Source organism: Halobacillus sp. GSS1 (genome assembly GCF_017307035.1).
Taxonomy (GTDB): Bacteria; Bacillota; Bacilli; order Bacillales; family Halobacillaceae; genus Halobacillus; species Halobacillus litoralis.
This window is the reverse complement of the sequence record NZ_JAFLHE010000007.1, coordinates 38,834-54,127: the sequence shown is the minus strand read 5'-3', so window position 1 is coordinate 54,127 and position 15,294 is coordinate 38,834. Positions and strand designations below refer to the sequence as shown.

The window sequence follows — 15,294 nt, the reverse complement described above, 5'->3', positions numbered from 1 at the left end:
AGAGAATCATTTCTCTGAGTTTTTTGTTTTTTTATAGACGGATGTGCTCCCGATTGTGGGTGACTCATTTATCTAAATGTTTCTGGGTTCTTTACCCGAGTAAATGACCATCAACTTTTCAAATTTTCCTCTCAATGGCTATGGTTTCCCAATGATGTAACTCCAAATTTCTTTCGTCACTCCTGTTTTCACTAATGTCTGTACCGTCATGAGGGCGATGGGACTGATCAACATTCCTAATCCACCAAACAATTGAAAACCGAGAAAAAGGCTAATGAGGAGGATGATAGGAGGGACCCCAAAATGATCGGCGAGCAATTTTGGTTCCATTGTTTGTCTTGTCAGTATCACAACCATATAAAGAATGGATAAACCGATGGTCATCATGAATTCTCCTGTGAGAAATTGATAAATGATCCACGGGATAAAAATGATCCCTGTACCGACATAAGGAATGAAATCGACAAGTGCAGCAAGAAATGTTATGGTCAAAGGGTGTGGTGCTCCAATGATTAATAAACCTGTAGCGATGATAGAAGTTGAAATCATAACGAGCATGCACTGTGCTCGGATCAGTCCTTTGATTGTTTGAATAAATTCGTCCTGGAAGATGTACATACGTGCCGACAGTGTTTCAGGAAAAACTTTCTTTAAAAACTTCACAATAATATCCCAGTCTTTACATATGAAAAAAGTAGCAAGCAGAGTAATGAAGACAAAAGCGAAAGAGGATGGAAGCTCTGCAAGAAAAATGCCTGTAGCTTCAAGTGCACTGTTTAACAAGGAGAGGCTTGTCTCACTGAATTTGTCCTGAGCCACCTTCAGATATTCTTCCAATGTTTGCTGCTGATTTACACTTAATTTGTCGGTGAATGCTTGGCCTTTTGATAATAAGGGGCTTAAGAAATTCATAACTTTTTGAGTCAAGTAATTCGTTAGTAAAGATAAGTGACCAGGAACTCCGGCGGCCAAATACTGAATACCACGAATAATTTCAGCCACCAATAAAGCCACCAGCCCTCCCGCAAGCCCACCGAAAATAAACAAGACTAGCAATATAGACATGCCTCTTGGGATCCTGAGGTGTGTGTTAAATAATTGAATAAAGGGTTGGAAGAAGATAGATAATAGAATAGCAAAGATGAATGGCTGCAAGTATATCCAGGAAAAATAAGTGAATAATAGAAGGCTGATTGTACTAAGGATGACTAGAATAGAACGATGAATCATTTTTAATATTTGGTTATCCATATTATCCACCTCCCCTTTATGAAAATGAGTATGTTTTTTAATTGCAGTGAAAGAGATAGGAACGAATGTATAAATTCTAATAATTATGTAGGAATATTCGATAAAATCCTGCAAAATTAAACGGTTTCAATTCACATTCTCTTCAGAATACTTTATAATTGTCTGTGGGGTAGTTTTCCTATAAGGGTAATTAAGCAAATAGTAAAGCGTTTTCTTATTTGAGAGTATTAAGGAAAAAGGAATTTTTGAAAGGGAGAGATTGTATGTCATCATCAACTAAAGGTCTTGAAGGAATTACAGCAACTGAATCATCCATAAGTTCAATCATCGACGATAAACTGACATATGTCGGATATGATATCGATGACCTGGCAAATAACTCCAGTTTTGAAGAAGTTGTCTACCTTCTCTGGAACCAAAAGCTACCAAACAAAAAAGAATTGGATGCTTTTAAAGAAGAACTTATTTCAAATATGGCCATTCCGACTGAAGTTGTCGATCATCTGAAGTCTTATGATCTATCGACGGTACACCCTATGGCTGCTTTACGTACAGCTGTTTCCATGCTTGGACTCTATGATCCAGAATCTGATGTCATGGAAGAGGAAGCGAACAAGCGGAAAGCACTGCGTTTACAAGCGAAAATCCCTACAGTTGTAACTGCATTTGCTCGTATCCGTAAAGGAGAAGAGCCGGTTGCACCTAAAAAAGATTTAAGTTTTGCAGGAAATTTCCTTTATATGCTCAACGGAAAAGACCCGGAAGATTTGGAAGTGGAAGCTTTTAATAAAGCACTTGTTCTTCACGCTGATCATGAACTGAATGCATCTACCTTTACAGCTCGTGTCTGTGTAGCTACGCTTTCTGATGTCTACTCTGGTGTAACGGCTGCTATTGGAGCTTTGAAAGGTCCATTGCACGGCGGTGCGAATGAACGCGTCATGAAGATGCTGACGGAAATCGGAAGCGTCGAGAACGCGATTCCAGCCATTGAGAAAAAACTGGAAAATAAAGAGAAAATCATGGGAATGGGGCACCGTGTCTATCGTTCTGGTGATCCACGTGCAAAACACCTGAAAGAAATGTCCCGTGAATTAACAGGACTCACAGGTCATTCTAAATACTATGAAATGTCTATTAAAATTGAGGATTATATCAAAGAAAATAAAGGACTTCCAGCAAACGTGGACTTTTATTCAGCTTCTGTATATCATAGTCTTGGAATCGATCACGATATTTTCACACCAATCTTTGCTGTTTCCCGAGTGTCCGGCTGGTTGGCGCATATTCTCGAGCAGTACTCCAACAACCGTCTGATTCGTCCTCGTGCGGAATACGTAGGACCTAAAGGACAAACTTATACACCAATTGAGGATCGATGAGAGCGCTGCCGTAATACCGGCAAGCCTCCCTTTTTATTCAACCTATTTTAACGTATGATAGAAAAGGATGATCCATCCATGTTTCTTACAAAATATTAGGAGGGTTTATTGTGACACAAGCACAAAAAATTACAGTAGAACAAAACGGATCACTAAATGTACCAGAGCGTCCGGTTATTCCTTACATCGAAGGTGATGGAATCGGTCCTGATATTTGGGCAGCCGCAAGCCGCGTCATCGAAGCTGCCGTGGATAAAGCATACAATAGTGAGAAATCCATCGAATGGAAAGAAGTACTTGCTGGTCAGAAAGCATATGATGAAACAGGTGAGTGGCTTCCAGAAGCGACTTTAGATACGATCAGAGATTACAAGATTGCAATTAAGGGTCCTTTGACAACTCCAATTGGTGGAGGAATCCGTTCATTGAACGTAGCCCTTCGTCAAGAGTTGGATTTGTTTACATGCCTTCGTCCTGTACGTTATTTCGAAGGAGTACCTTCTCCAGTTAAACGTCCAGAAGATACGGACATGGCAATCTTCCGTGAAAACACTGAAGATATTTATGCAGGTATTGAGTGGCAAAAAGGAACACCAGAAGTGAAGAAAGTCATCGACTTCCTTCAAAATGAAATGGGTGTACATAACATTCGTTTCCCTGAAACTTCCGGAATCGGAATTAAGCCGGTATCCGAAGAAGGTACAAAGCGTCTAGTTCGTGCAGCAATTGATTATGCATTGAACGAGGGACGTAAAAACGTCACGCTTGTACACAAAGGAAACATTATGAAGTTCACAGAAGGCTCCTTCAAAGCATGGGGTTATGAAGTTGCTGAAGAAGAGTATGCTGATAAAGTATTCACTTGGGCAGAATATGACCGTATCGTAGAAAAAGAAGGAAAAGAAGCAGCAAACAAAGCTCAGGATGCAGCAGAGGCTGAAGGTAAGATCATCGTAAAAGATGCCATTGCAGATATCTTCCTTCAACAGATTCTTACTCGTCCGAAAGAGTTCGATGTTGTTGCAACGATGAACCTGAATGGAGATTACATCTCTGATGCACTCGCTGCACAAGTCGGTGGAATCGGGATTGCTCCAGGGGCAAACATCAACTTTGAAACAGGACATGCGATCTTTGAAGCGACACATGGTACAGCTCCGAAGTATGCGGGTCTTGATAAAGTGAATCCGTCTTCTGTTATCCTTTCTGGTGTGCTTATGCTTGAGCACCTTGGTTGGAGAGAAGCGGCTGACTTGATCACGAAATCTATGGACAAAACGATCGGAAGTAAAGTGGTCACATATGATTTCGCTCGTATGATGGAAGGTGCAACAGAAGTGAAATGCTCCGAATTCGGTGACGAACTGATTAAAAATATGGATTAATCAATAAGGGAGAGTGGGTCATGATGGCTATTCGTAGAAACAAAGTATCCGTAATCGGTGCTGGTTTCACTGGTGCTACCACGGCGCTTATGCTCGCACAAAAAGAGCTGGGAGATGTTGTTCTCGTTGATGTTCCTGATATGGAGGATCCGACGAAAGGGAAAGCTCTGGATATGCTGGAAGCGAGTCCTGTACAGGGGTTTGATGCCAAGGTTACTGGAACTTCTGATTATAAGGATACGAAAGATTCAGACCTTGTCATTATCACTGCAGGAATAGCTCGTAAGCCTGGTATGAGTCGTGATGATCTGGTCAATACAAATTCAAAAATCATGAAGAGTGTGACGAAAGAAATTGTCAAAAACTCTCCAGATTGTTTTATCGTTGTGTTGACGAACCCTGTTGATGCCATGACATATTCTGTATTCCAGGAGGCTGGTTTACCTAAGAATCGTGTCATCGGACAGTCCGGCGTCCTTGATACAGCACGATTCCGCACGTTTGTTGCTGAAGAACTTAATGTATCCATCAAAGACGTCACAGGCTTTGTCCTTGGTGGTCACGGTGATGATATGGTGCCCCTTACACGTTATTCCTTCGCGGGTGGAATTCCTTTGGAGAAGTTAATTTCCAAAGAGCGCCTGGATGCAATTGTAGAAAGAACGCGTAAAGGTGGAGGAGAAATCGTCGGTCTTCTTGGAAATGGAAGTGCCTATTATGCACCTGCTGCTTCATTAGTTCAAATGGCAGAAGCGATCTTGAAAGATCAGCGTCGTATTCTTCCTTCTATTGCTTATTTAGAAGGGGAGTATGGATATGACGGAATCTATCTGGGCGTTCCTACTATCCTTGGTGGCAATGGAATTGAAGAGGTCATTGAGCTCGTGCTGACAGAAGAAGAGAAACAACAGTTGGATAAATCGGCGGATTCTGTTAAAAACGTATTAAATGTATTAAAATAAAAGAGAAGGGATTCGAGGAAAACCCTCGGATCCCTTTTTTGACCAGTTTAGAAAACGCTTACAAGAGGTGAGGATATGTTAGGCAAAAAGAGAAAGCTTGGAAAGAAAATCAATGATATAAAATCCGGCGAGAAATTCGAAACTTCCTTTACAGTCGAAGATCGTGATTTACTTATGTATCTAGGCTTGACGAATGATGCAAATCCTTTGTACATCCAACATGATTATGCTTCACAAACTCCCTTTAAACGCCCAGTGGTCCCAACAGTAATGGTCTTTGGTATGGTGTCTTCCATTGTATCCATGCATTTGCCTGGTCCAGGTAGTCATATCATCCACCAGAATCTAGAATACCCTAAACCCGTGTATCATTATGGAGAAGTTCGCTTTCAAGCTGAAGTAACAGCTATTCATAAAGAAGAGCATGAAGTGGAACTTCATGTCACAGGGTATGATGAAGAAGGTGATGAGGTAGTCAAAGGAACGCTTATCGTCCGTCCTCCGTACGAACCTGATTCCATGAATGCCATCTCCCTTGAAAACTTTTATTAAACAATAGAATGTAGATTAGGTATCATTTATAATGACAAGCCGCTTGTACTCGAGAGAGACTAGCGGCTTGTCCTCTTTTTTAACATCTATGATCCATCCGGATGCTTCACCACACTTCGTAAGAATGAAACATTTGAGTGTATTCAAAGGGATGAAGAGAAACTTAATGTCTATATTAAGATTAAGTAAAAATAGTAAAGTTCCGTATTCAAATTGTAAACTTCGTTGTATGATGAAAGTAACTTGTAGTAGAGGTGATGGCAGTGGAACAAAAAATTTTAATTGTAGATGATGAAGAATCTATTGTGACTTTATTAAAATATAATATCGATCAAGCTGGATTTGAGACAGACGTGGCCTATAACGGTACGGATGCGCTTGAAAAAGCATCGAAGAATCATTTTGATTTAATCGTTCTTGACGTTATGCTCCCGGGAATGGACGGAATGGAAGTATGTAAGAAATTAAGGCAAATGCAAGTGAATACACCTGTACTCATGTTGACAGCTAAAGACGATGAATTTGATAAGGTTCTGGGTCTTGAGCTTGGGGCTGATGATTACTTAACCAAACCATTTAGCCCTAGAGAGGTTGTAGCTAGAATCAAAGCAATCTTAAGAAGAATGGTTCGTGAAAATGTTGTAAACGATCAAAAGATTATTCAGATTGCCGATCTATCTATTTACCCTGAACAATACGAGGCAACCATTAAGGATGAACCTTTAACATTTACGCCGAAAGAATTTGAGCTTCTCCTTTACCTTGCACAAAATCTGGGTCGTGTTCTTTCCAGAGACCAACTTTTAAGTGCTGTATGGAATTATGATTTCGCCGGCGACACTCGTATTGTTGATGTCCATGTGAGCCATTTACGTGAGAAAATTGAACCCGAGACAAAAAAACCAGTGTATATAAAAACCATACGCGGGCTTGGATATAAAATGGAGGAGCCTAAGTAAATGGGTTCTAATACTAGGCCACTGATGACCTATGCGGTTTTAGTGGTCATTGTCATGCTTGGGCTGGGAATTATCCTAGCACAGCTGACCCGTGGCTATTTTATTAATATATTTGAACAGCGTGTAGAGTTAGAAAGTCAATATTTCATCACGTACTTGGATCAATTTACCGAAGACCGGGAAGTAAGTCAGGATGAGTTGTATAACTTTAGTGAACAGTTGAATACAGGTATGATTTTTATATCGGATTCAGGAGAAACAATGATTGATACAGTTGGGGCTGTACCTGTCATTAGTGATGACGAAAAGCAGGAAGTCATTGCAAGGGTAGAAGGTGGTACTTCGCAGGTGAATGAAGGGCAAATGCTCGATGATATTTTCTATTACCCTGTGAATAACAGTGTAGATGACATAAATGGCACCCTTATCCTCCTCTCACCCGTCGAAGCTTTGACCAATATTACAAAGAATATTTGGCTTTTAATCGGTTTTACGTTACTTCTTGGTCTTTTAGTCATTTTTGTTATTGGGTTTAACGTATTCTCTAAATATATTCGTCCTATTCGTTCAGCCGCTAATGTAGCCACACAACTTGCGAAAGGAAATTATAAAGCAAGAACTTATGAGGGGCACTTTGGTGAAGCAGGTCAATTAAGCCAGTCAATTAATATTCTTGCCAGAAACCTGCAGGAAATGACGAGTACAAAGGGGATGCAGGAGAATCAGTTAGAAGCAGTTATTAATAACATGGGGAATGGGTTAGTACTCATTGATGAAAAAGGCTATATTCTCCTTACAAATCGTGCGTTCTTAGAAACGTTTAAAGGAGTACAAAACGATTTTATTGGTCATTTGTATCACGATGCTATCCCTTATACAACGATTCACGAAACCGTACAGAAAATTTATATGTTTGAAGAAACGATAAGCGAAACATTTGTGTTGCCTGTTAATATCGACAGGAAACACTTGGAGGTAACCGGAGCACCCATCTTTAGCGAAGACCGAAAGTGGAGAGGGGTTGTCTTAGTATTTCATGATATATCAGAGCTGAAGCAACTGGAGCAAATGAGAAAAGATTTTGTAGCTAACGTATCTCATGAATTAAAGACACCTATTACTTCCATCCGCGGATTTTCAGAAACATTGCTTGATGGGGCTATGAAAGATGAGAAGATGCTCGAACAGTTTTTACAAATCATTTTAAAAGAAAGTGGTCGTCTGCAGTCCTTGATTCAAGACCTTTTGGAATTGTCCAAACTTGAAAGAGATGACTTCCTTTTAAATGTTGAACAGATTGAAGTTCAACGGTTATTAAATGATTTACTGCCGATTGTGGAACAACATGCTGACCAAAAACAAGTGAAACTCCATGCTTCCGTGCAAGGAAATACGAAAATACAGGGTGATTCCAGCCGCTTGAAGCAAGTGTTTATGAACTTGCTTACAAATGCCATTAATTATTCAGGTGATGAAGGGGAAGTTACATTAGAATTTCAAGAATCAGAAAACCATGTAACGATTAAAATTACTGATAATGGCGTAGGAATACCAAAGGAAGAAATATCACGGATCTTTGAAAGATTCTATCGTGTGGATAAAGCGAGAAGCAGGAACTCCGGAGGCACCGGACTCGGTCTTGCCATTGTTAAACATATCGTGGAAGCACACGAAGGGACCATCCATGTAGAAAGTGAAGTGGATGTCGGGACCGCGTTTTATGTTGAGATTCCTAAGAAGTTTACGGAAAATTAATATTTAATTAAATTAAGGTTAACAATACTTCGATAGAATACCAATGAAACCCTTTCATCCAAGGTGTTTTCTCTTTTTGGCAGAAGCTTCCCTCGCTTCTGCCTTTTTTTGTCTTCATTTAGTTAACTTCTTGTAAAAATACACCTCAGTTTTTCTTTCTATCCAAGGCGTAATTCGTAATTAACATTCCACTATATGGCAGGTTTCTTTAAGACTCAGTTTCGAGACTTTACGGGGTTCGTTGCCCGGATTGAGCGTCAGGGGTGGCTGGGAAGCTACTCGCTTTCCTGCGGGGATGACGGCAAGTCTCCTCGTGCTTCGCACTGTGGGGTCTTGCCAGCCAATCCATTCCCGCGGGTGTCTCGCAGCTTCCCAACCACCCCAATCGATGTATGAGTGTAACGAACCCCTTTACCAAGTTTGATGGTCTTCTACTATCCAACTGTTAGGGTAAAAGCGCTCTGGATTAGGCTTTTCTTTGCTAGGGGAGGCGTTCTTTCATCCATTTCTAATAATCATACGAGCTGTCCTTATAGTAGTGGTTTCGAGAACCTTTTATGATAAAGGGGCGGAGGGGAATGGCGAGACTCCTGCGGGAAAAAAGTGCTTGGTGAGACCCCACAGGACGCAGTCCGAGGAGGCTCACCGCGCTCCCGCGGAAAGCGAGCTATTCCCCGCAGCCCCCATCCACCCAACAGAAGTCTCGAAACTTCGCTTCATTTTTCAACTAAAGGGAGCTTTAGTTGAAAAATGAAGCGAAGTTTACTTTTTTGAAACCTTTTTGTTACATAAACGTAATTATAGTATCCAGAAAAGGTAAAGGGGAAGTCGATATGAGTCTTAAACAAATTTATAAATGGACGGGCCTGGTGGTAGTGGCTGTGTTGTTGATTATTGCGCTTATCACGACATGGTACACCGTGGATGAATCGGAACAGGCGGTGGTCCTTACGTTCGGAAAGGCTGAAGATGGCATAACAGAACCGGGGTTGCACTTCAAAATGCCGTGGCCGATTCAAGAAGTAGAAAAAATGTCGAAAGAAACCTTCAGTTTGGATTTTGGTTTCGATGACAGCGGAGAAGAAACGGATAAGGTAACGATGATTACAGGGGATGATATGATTTTACAGGCCGATCTCGTGGTTCAGTGGAAAATCACGGATCCAGCAGCCTACTTGTTTGCTTCTGAGAATCCTGAACAAGTGTTGTTCAATGCCACATCTTCTTCACTTAGAGGTGTCATAGGAAGTAGTGAGATTGATGAAGCTCTAACTTCCGGTAAAGCAGAAATCGAAAACGAGGTCCGGGAAGGCTTGGTCAGTTTGGTTGAAGGCTATGAAATTGGTGTTTCTATTATAGATGTGCGCCTTCAGGAGGTCGATCTTCCGAATAAGGATGTGCGATCTGCGTTTACAAAGGTGACAGATGCCAGAGAACAAAAGCAAAGTAAAGTGAATGAAGCTGAAAAATATGCCAACCAGAAACGTGAGGAAGCACTCGGGGAAAAGGATGCGATCATACAACGATCAGAAGGTGCGAAAGTAGAGAGAATCCAACAGGCTACCGGAGCTGTTGCGAGTTTCAATGCATTGCTTGAAGAATACCAGGGCAACGAAGCGATTACGCGTGAGCGTCTGGTCATGGAGACACTTGAGGAAGTGCTTCCAGAGGCTAATGTATACATTATGAATGATGATGGAAACACGATGAAATACCTGCCTTTAAACCAAGGAACGGTTCAAAATGTAGTACCTGGTTCGACGGAGGACGAGGAGGGTGAAGAATCATGAGTGAAGAAATATTCAATGAAAATGAAAAACAAAAGAAAGACCTTAAAAAGTATGTAAAAGCCGGGATCACATTACTTGTCATTATCGGAATCCTTCTTGTAGGTATAAATTCAATCGTCATTGCTAAAGAAGGCGAATATAAGGTGGTTCGTCAATTTGGCGATGTTGTTAAAATTCACGAAGAACCCGGACTTAAATTCAAGATTCCATTAGTACAAGAAGTTTCCACACTCTCTAAAAAGAAAATGGTCTACGATGTAGATGAAAAAGAAATCACCACATTAGATAAAAAGCGGATGATTATCGATAATTATGCGATATGGAGCATCACTGACCCAGAAAATATGATAGCTAACGCCCGTACTGAAATGAATGCAGAGGCGCGAATGGGAGAGTTTATTTTCTCCATTGTGCGTTCGGAGTTAGGGAAGATGAATTTCTCTGAGATCATTAATGAAGAAGAGAGCTCCAGAGGAGTATTGAATGAAGAAATCACGGCCAAAGTTAACGAATACCTGCAAAGAGATAATTACGGCATCGTTGTAGATGACGTGCGGATTAAACGATCTGATCTTCCGGAAGCGAATGAAGAAGCAGTCTTTAATCAAATGATTACCGACCGCGAAAAAATTGCTCAACAGTACTTGTCAGAAGGGGAAGCGGATAAGAGTAGAATTCGGGCGGAAGTGGATCGGGAAGTGCAGGAAATGCTGTCCACAGCTCGAGCAAATGCTGAAAAAATCCGGGCAGAAGGTGAACAGGAAGCTGCCCAGATTTATAACAATGCGTTTGCTCAAGATCCAGAATTCTATCAACTTTATCGCACCTTAGAATCCTATAAAAAGACAATCGATGGGGAGACAACTATTATTCTCCCGCAGGATTCCCCTTATGCTGAATTGCTTTTAGGGTATTTTGAATAACAGAAAAGGCGCGCCTTTTTCCTCTCTACAGTAAACATGGTAGAATGGTGAAAAAGGCGTTTTTTATCGAGCATTGGGACCTCAGATTCCATTGAAGAAGCATACATTGATTCATTAAATGAACGAAGACTAAGTGAAAGAAACAGATGAAGATCTCCTTTGAGCATCTTCTAAAATGAGGAGTGAGCCAATGGCAGAGAAAGTTGTATTAATTGATGGAAACAGTATTGCATACCGGGCATTTTTTGCACTGCCCCTGTTGAATAATGATAAAGGGGTTTACACGAACGCCGTTTATGGTTTTACCACCATGTTGTTAAAAATTCTTGAAGAGGATCAACCGGATCATCTGCTTGTTGCATTTGATGCTGGTAAAACAACATTCCGCCATAAAACATACGAGGATTATAAGGGTGGACGGCAGAAAACTCCTTCAGAACTATCCGAACAGTTTCCTGTCCTCAAGGAGCTTCTGGATGCGTTTGAAGTCAATTATTATCAGCTTGAGAATTATGAAGCGGACGATATCATCGGTACCCTTGCTACGCAAGCGGGAGATAAGGGCTTGGAAGTGAAAGTGATTTCCGGAGACAAGGACCTTCTACAACTAGTGAATGAGCAGATCACTGTGAGCCTCACTAAGAAAGGGATTACCAATGTTGATACATACACCCCCTCTTTCCTTATGGAAAAGATGGAAGTCCGTCCCGATCAAATCATTGATTTGAAAGCGCTTATGGGAGATAGTTCCGATAATATCCCTGGTGTACCTGGTGTCGGGGAGAAAACAGCGGTAAAACTCTTGAAACAGTTTGATACGCTTGAAAACCTCTATGAGCATTTAAATGATGTGAGCGGTAAGAAATTGAAAGAAAAGCTGGAGACGAATAAAGAAGATGCATTAATGAGTCAACAGCTTGTTACTATCGAACGCGCAGCTCCGATTGAAATAAGCATTTCTGATATCGGCTATGCCGGTTACCAATCACAAAAAGTGAGTGAGTTTTTTAAAGATCTCGGCTTCCAATCGTTGCTCTCCCGTGTTCAGGAAGGCGGTGCATCATCTGAGGAAGCTCAAGAACTCCCTGAAATTGATATAGAAGTTGTGGAGGATATTCAATCAGACCTTTTCACTGGAAGAGAGTCGGTCGTTGTTGAAATGCTTTATGATAATTATCATACGGCTCCGGTCGAAGGGATTGCTATTGTAAACGATCAAAGGAAGTTCGTGCTCTCTATGGAGGATGCTAAAAAATCGGACGTTTTCCAAACATGGGCGGAGAGTGCAGAAAATGAAAAATGGGTGTTCGATGCCAAAAGGACGTGTGTCGCTCTTTTACGTCATGGTATTGAAATGAAAGGAATCACGTTTGATCTATTACTGGCTTCTTATTTAATCAACCCCGCTGAAAATAATCATGATATTCCTGCGATTGGCCACCGATTGGGTGAAACAGCTGTCAAATATGATGAAGAAGTGTATGGAAAAGGCGCAAAAATGAAACGCCCAGATGATGATGATGTGTTCTATGAGCACATCGGCAGAAAAGCAGATCTTCTTTATCACTTGAAAGAGGATATGGAAATGAAATTGGAAGAAAATGAACAATATCACTTGTTCAGAGAACTCGAAATGCCTTTAGCGCTTATTCTTGGGCGGATGGAGCACCGCGGAGTTTGTGTGGACGTCCAGAGGTTAGAGAATATGGGAGAAGAACTGGAAGAACGGTTGAATAAGGTTGAGCAGGAAATCTACGACCTTGCAGGAGAAAGTTTCAACCTGAATTCTCCTAAGCAGCTAGGTCCGATATTATTTGAAAAACTAGAGCTTCCGGTGATTAAAAAGACCAAGACGGGTTATTCCACTTCTGCAGACGTTTTAGAGCAGTTGGAGGATCAACATGAGATCATTCCTAAAATTCTTCTTAACCGTCAGCTCAGGAAGCTGAAGTCGACTTATATTGAAGGCCTTCTTAAGGTGGTTCATGAAGATACAGGGAAGATTCATACACGCTTTAACCAAGCCCTGACACAAACCGGTCGATTAAGTTCCACAGATCCTAACTTGCAGAATATCCCGATTCGTCTTGAAGAAGGACGTAAAATAAGGCAGGCTTTTATCCCATCCCAAAAAGAGTGGGTCATGTTTGCCAGTGACTATTCTCAAATTGAACTTCGTGTCCTTGCACATATTGCTCAGGATGAAAAGCTTATGCAGGCATTTAAAGAAGGGGAGGATATCCATACCCAGACAGCAAGTGAAGTTTTTGGTGTATCAAGTAGCGAAGTGACAAGTGAAATGAGAAGACAGGCGAAGGCAGTAAACTTCGGGATTGTTTACGGAATCAGTGATTATGGCCTGTCCCAGAGCCTAGGAATTACGAGAAAAGAAGCACAAGCTTTCATTGATAAATATTTTGAAAGCTATCCTGGAGTCAAGTCTTATATGGACGACACTGTGAGGGAAGCGAAAGAGAAAGGCTATGTATCAACCTTCATGAACCGCAGACGATATCTACCTGATATCACGAGCCGGAATTTTAATAAGCGAAGCTTTGCCGAGCGAACGGCGATGAATACACCGATTCAAGGAAGCGCCGCAGATATTATCAAAAAAGCAATGATCGACCTAGAAGAAAAACTACAGGAAGAGAAAATGCAGGCCAAGGTTCTGCTGCAAGTGCATGATGAATTGATCATCGAAGCACCAAAAGAAGAAGTGGAGCAATTAGAAAAGATTGTATCATCTGTCATGGAAAATACCGTGGATTTAGATGTCCCTTTAAAGGTCGATTCTTCCTATGGGGACACATGGTATGATGCAAAGTAAGAGGAGAATGCAACGATGCCAGAGTTACCGGAAGTAGAAACAGTCAGAAAAACATTGAAACACCTCGCCTTAGGAAAAGAGATTGAAAAGGTCTCCATCTTTTGGGGGAACATTATTAAACAACCTCAAGACCCTAAGGAGTTTGAACAGCTATTGGTGGGTCAGACCATTCAGGACATTGATCGGAAAGGGAAGTTTCTGATCTTTCATATGGATGACATTGCCCTTGTTTCACACTTGCGAATGGAAGGGAAATTCGGTGTGTACGAGGGGACGGTCGAAAGGCCGAAGCACACACATGTGATTTTTCATTTTACGGATGGAACAGAACTGCGCTACAACGATGTACGTAAATTCGGTACCATGCATGCTTTTCCTAAAGGAAGGGAGCTTGAAAATAAACCGCTTATTCAATTAGGACCTGATCCATTCAATGAAGCGTTCACCTCGGAATATTTCTATGAGAGACTTAAAAAGACGACTAGAAATATGAAAGCGGTCCTTCTTGACCAATCGATTGTAGCTGGCTTAGGAAATATCTATGTAGACGAAGCCCTCTACAGGGCGGGAATTCACCCTGAAAGAATTGCAAATACACTGACGAAAGCGGAAGTTGAAAAGATTCGTGAAGCTAGTATTTCTGTCATCCTCGAAGCGATTGAACAGGGAGGAACAACGATTCGCTCTTACTTGAACAGTCAGGGGGAGATTGGAATGTTTCAACAGAAGCTTCGGGTGTACGGGAAGCAGGATACGGAATGTATTCAATGTGGTACTCCGATTACAAAGTTGAAAGTCAGCGGCAGAGGGACTCATATTTGTCCTAATTGTCAGCCTTTACACACTACTAGGTAAACCCCCATATACTATCCCACAGCTTAAGTTATGAAGGTGTGGGATACATGGGAATTGGCATGTTTATTTTTTTGTTCGTTACGGCAGTCAGCATCGATAGTTTTGGAATCGGCTGCGTATTAGGCTTGAAAAAGGTTGGCCTTACTTTAAGAGGCGTCTTTCTAATTTCGGGTGTCTCTGGAATTGTGTTTCTGTTGTCCTCCTATTTTGGACATTTACTGGCAGCAGTAGTGGCAGCAGAAGACGCCGAACGTGTGGGAGCACTTGCGTTAATCGCCATCGGTATCTATTTTTTATGGCAGTTTTTTAGGAAAGAGAAGGATCGTGAAGAAAAGAAAGAGCCATGGCTTAATCCAGCGAAAGTATTGAACGATCCTTTAGCTGCAGATGTTGACCACTCTGGTGGCATCCGCGGAAAAGAAGTATGGCTGCTTGGAGCGGCACTATCTCTTGATACTATAGGAGCCGGAATCAGTGGAGCGCTTATCGGAATTCCTATTTTATTTACAGCGGTTATGATTACCGTAGCCACTTTTTGCATGCTCGGGTGTGGGATGTTAAGCGGAGCAAAGCTAAGTGATAAAGCGGAAAGTTTATCCATTTTACCCGGAGTGTTACTTATTATCATTGGACTGATCAAGTTGTCATAA

The 15,294-nt window shown here is 41.4% G+C and carries 12 protein-coding genes; 11 read left to right on the top strand and 1 reads right to left on the bottom strand.

All coding sequences use genetic code 11. The features are described from left to right. Positions 1 to 138 precede the first annotated feature (138 nt). Positions 139 to 1,251, bottom strand: a complete 1,113-nt coding sequence (ytvI, locus tag J0K78_RS13765) for a sporulation integral membrane protein YtvI (protein WP_206947581.1) — start codon at positions 1,249 to 1,251, stop codon at positions 139 to 141. Positions 1,252 to 1,514: 263 nt separating this feature from the next. Between ytvI and citZ the strand changes: the two genes are divergently transcribed. The 11 genes from citZ (at position 1,515) to ytaF (ending at position 15,294) form a co-directional block, all read left to right on the top strand. Then, the gene (gene citZ, locus J0K78_RS13760) at positions 1,515 to 2,633 is read left to right on the top strand and encodes a citrate synthase (RefSeq protein ID WP_206947580.1); all 1,119 of its coding nucleotides are present in this window, start codon (positions 1,515 to 1,517) and stop codon (positions 2,631 to 2,633) included. 110 nt (positions 2,634 to 2,743) lie between these two features. After that, positions 2,744 to 4,018, top strand: coding sequence for an NADP-dependent isocitrate dehydrogenase (gene icd / locus J0K78_RS13755; protein ID WP_206947579.1), 1,275 nt, complete (start codon positions 2,744 to 2,746; stop codon positions 4,016 to 4,018). Positions 4,019 to 4,041: 23 nt separating this feature from the next. Then, complete coding sequence (mdh, locus tag J0K78_RS13750) at positions 4,042 to 4,980, top strand: malate dehydrogenase (RefSeq protein ID WP_206947639.1); 939 nt, start codon at positions 4,042 to 4,044, stop codon at positions 4,978 to 4,980. Positions 4,981 to 5,055: 75 nt separating this feature from the next. Then, positions 5,056 to 5,532, top strand: a complete 477-nt coding sequence (locus tag J0K78_RS13745) for a MaoC/PaaZ C-terminal domain-containing protein (RefSeq protein ID WP_206947578.1) — start codon at positions 5,056 to 5,058, stop codon at positions 5,530 to 5,532. Between the two features lie 263 nt (positions 5,533 to 5,795). Then, the gene (locus J0K78_RS13740) at positions 5,796 to 6,491 is read left to right on the top strand and encodes a response regulator transcription factor (protein WP_206947577.1); all 696 of its coding nucleotides are present in this window, start codon (positions 5,796 to 5,798) and stop codon (positions 6,489 to 6,491) included. Then, positions 6,492 to 8,246, top strand: a complete 1,755-nt coding sequence (gene pnpS / locus J0K78_RS13735; RefSeq protein WP_206947576.1) for a two-component system histidine kinase PnpS — start codon at positions 6,492 to 6,494, stop codon at positions 8,244 to 8,246. It abuts the gene before it with no gap. A gap of 833 nt (positions 8,247 to 9,079) precedes the next feature. After that, positions 9,080 to 10,036, top strand: coding sequence for an FtsH protease activity modulator HflK (gene hflK / locus J0K78_RS13730; RefSeq protein WP_206947575.1), 957 nt, complete (start codon positions 9,080 to 9,082; stop codon positions 10,034 to 10,036). Further along, complete coding sequence (gene hflC, locus J0K78_RS13725; RefSeq protein WP_206947574.1) at positions 10,033 to 10,959, top strand: protease modulator HflC; 927 nt, start codon at positions 10,033 to 10,035, stop codon at positions 10,957 to 10,959. The genes hflK and hflC overlap by 4 nt, the downstream gene beginning before the upstream one ends. A gap of 190 nt (positions 10,960 to 11,149) precedes the next feature. Next, positions 11,150 to 13,789 (top strand): DNA polymerase I, encoded by a 2,640-nt coding sequence (polA, locus tag J0K78_RS13720; RefSeq protein WP_206947573.1) that lies wholly within the window; start codon positions 11,150 to 11,152, stop codon positions 13,787 to 13,789. A 15-nt stretch (positions 13,790 to 13,804) separates the two neighbouring features. Next, entirely contained in the window at positions 13,805 to 14,644 is an 840-nt protein-coding gene (gene mutM, locus J0K78_RS13715; RefSeq protein ID WP_206947572.1) for a DNA-formamidopyrimidine glycosylase, read from the top strand. 47 nt (positions 14,645 to 14,691) lie between these two features. Then, complete coding sequence (ytaF, locus tag J0K78_RS13710; RefSeq protein ID WP_206947571.1) at positions 14,692 to 15,294, top strand: sporulation membrane protein YtaF; 603 nt, start codon at positions 14,692 to 14,694, stop codon at positions 15,292 to 15,294.

Bases quoted from the DNA above. Each gene is read 5' to 3' on its own strand.
- mutM (WP_206947572.1), top strand. From the start codon at position 13,805: ATGCCAGAGTTACCGGAAGTAGAAACAGTCAGAAAAACATTGAAACAC.
- mdh (WP_206947639.1), top strand. From the start codon at position 4,042: ATGGCTATTCGTAGAAACAAAGTATCCGTAATCGGTGCTGGTTTCACT.
- pnpS (WP_206947576.1), top strand. From the start codon at position 6,492: ATGGGTTCTAATACTAGGCCACTGATGACCTATGCGGTTTTAGTGGTC.
- J0K78_RS13745 (WP_206947578.1), top strand. From the start codon at position 5,056: ATGTTAGGCAAAAAGAGAAAGCTTGGAAAGAAAATCAATGATATAAAA.
- ytvI (WP_206947581.1), bottom strand. From the start codon at position 1,251: ATGGATAACCAAATATTAAAAATGATTCATCGTTCTATTCTAGTCATC.
- hflK (WP_206947575.1), top strand. From the start codon at position 9,080: ATGAGTCTTAAACAAATTTATAAATGGACGGGCCTGGTGGTAGTGGCT.
- polA (WP_206947573.1), top strand. From the start codon at position 11,150: ATGGCAGAGAAAGTTGTATTAATTGATGGAAACAGTATTGCATACCGG.
- ytaF (WP_206947571.1), top strand. From the start codon at position 14,692: ATGGGAATTGGCATGTTTATTTTTTTGTTCGTTACGGCAGTCAGCATC.
- hflC (WP_206947574.1), top strand. From the start codon at position 10,033: ATGAGTGAAGAAATATTCAATGAAAATGAAAAACAAAAGAAAGACCTT.
- citZ (WP_206947580.1), top strand. From the start codon at position 1,515: ATGTCATCATCAACTAAAGGTCTTGAAGGAATTACAGCAACTGAATCA.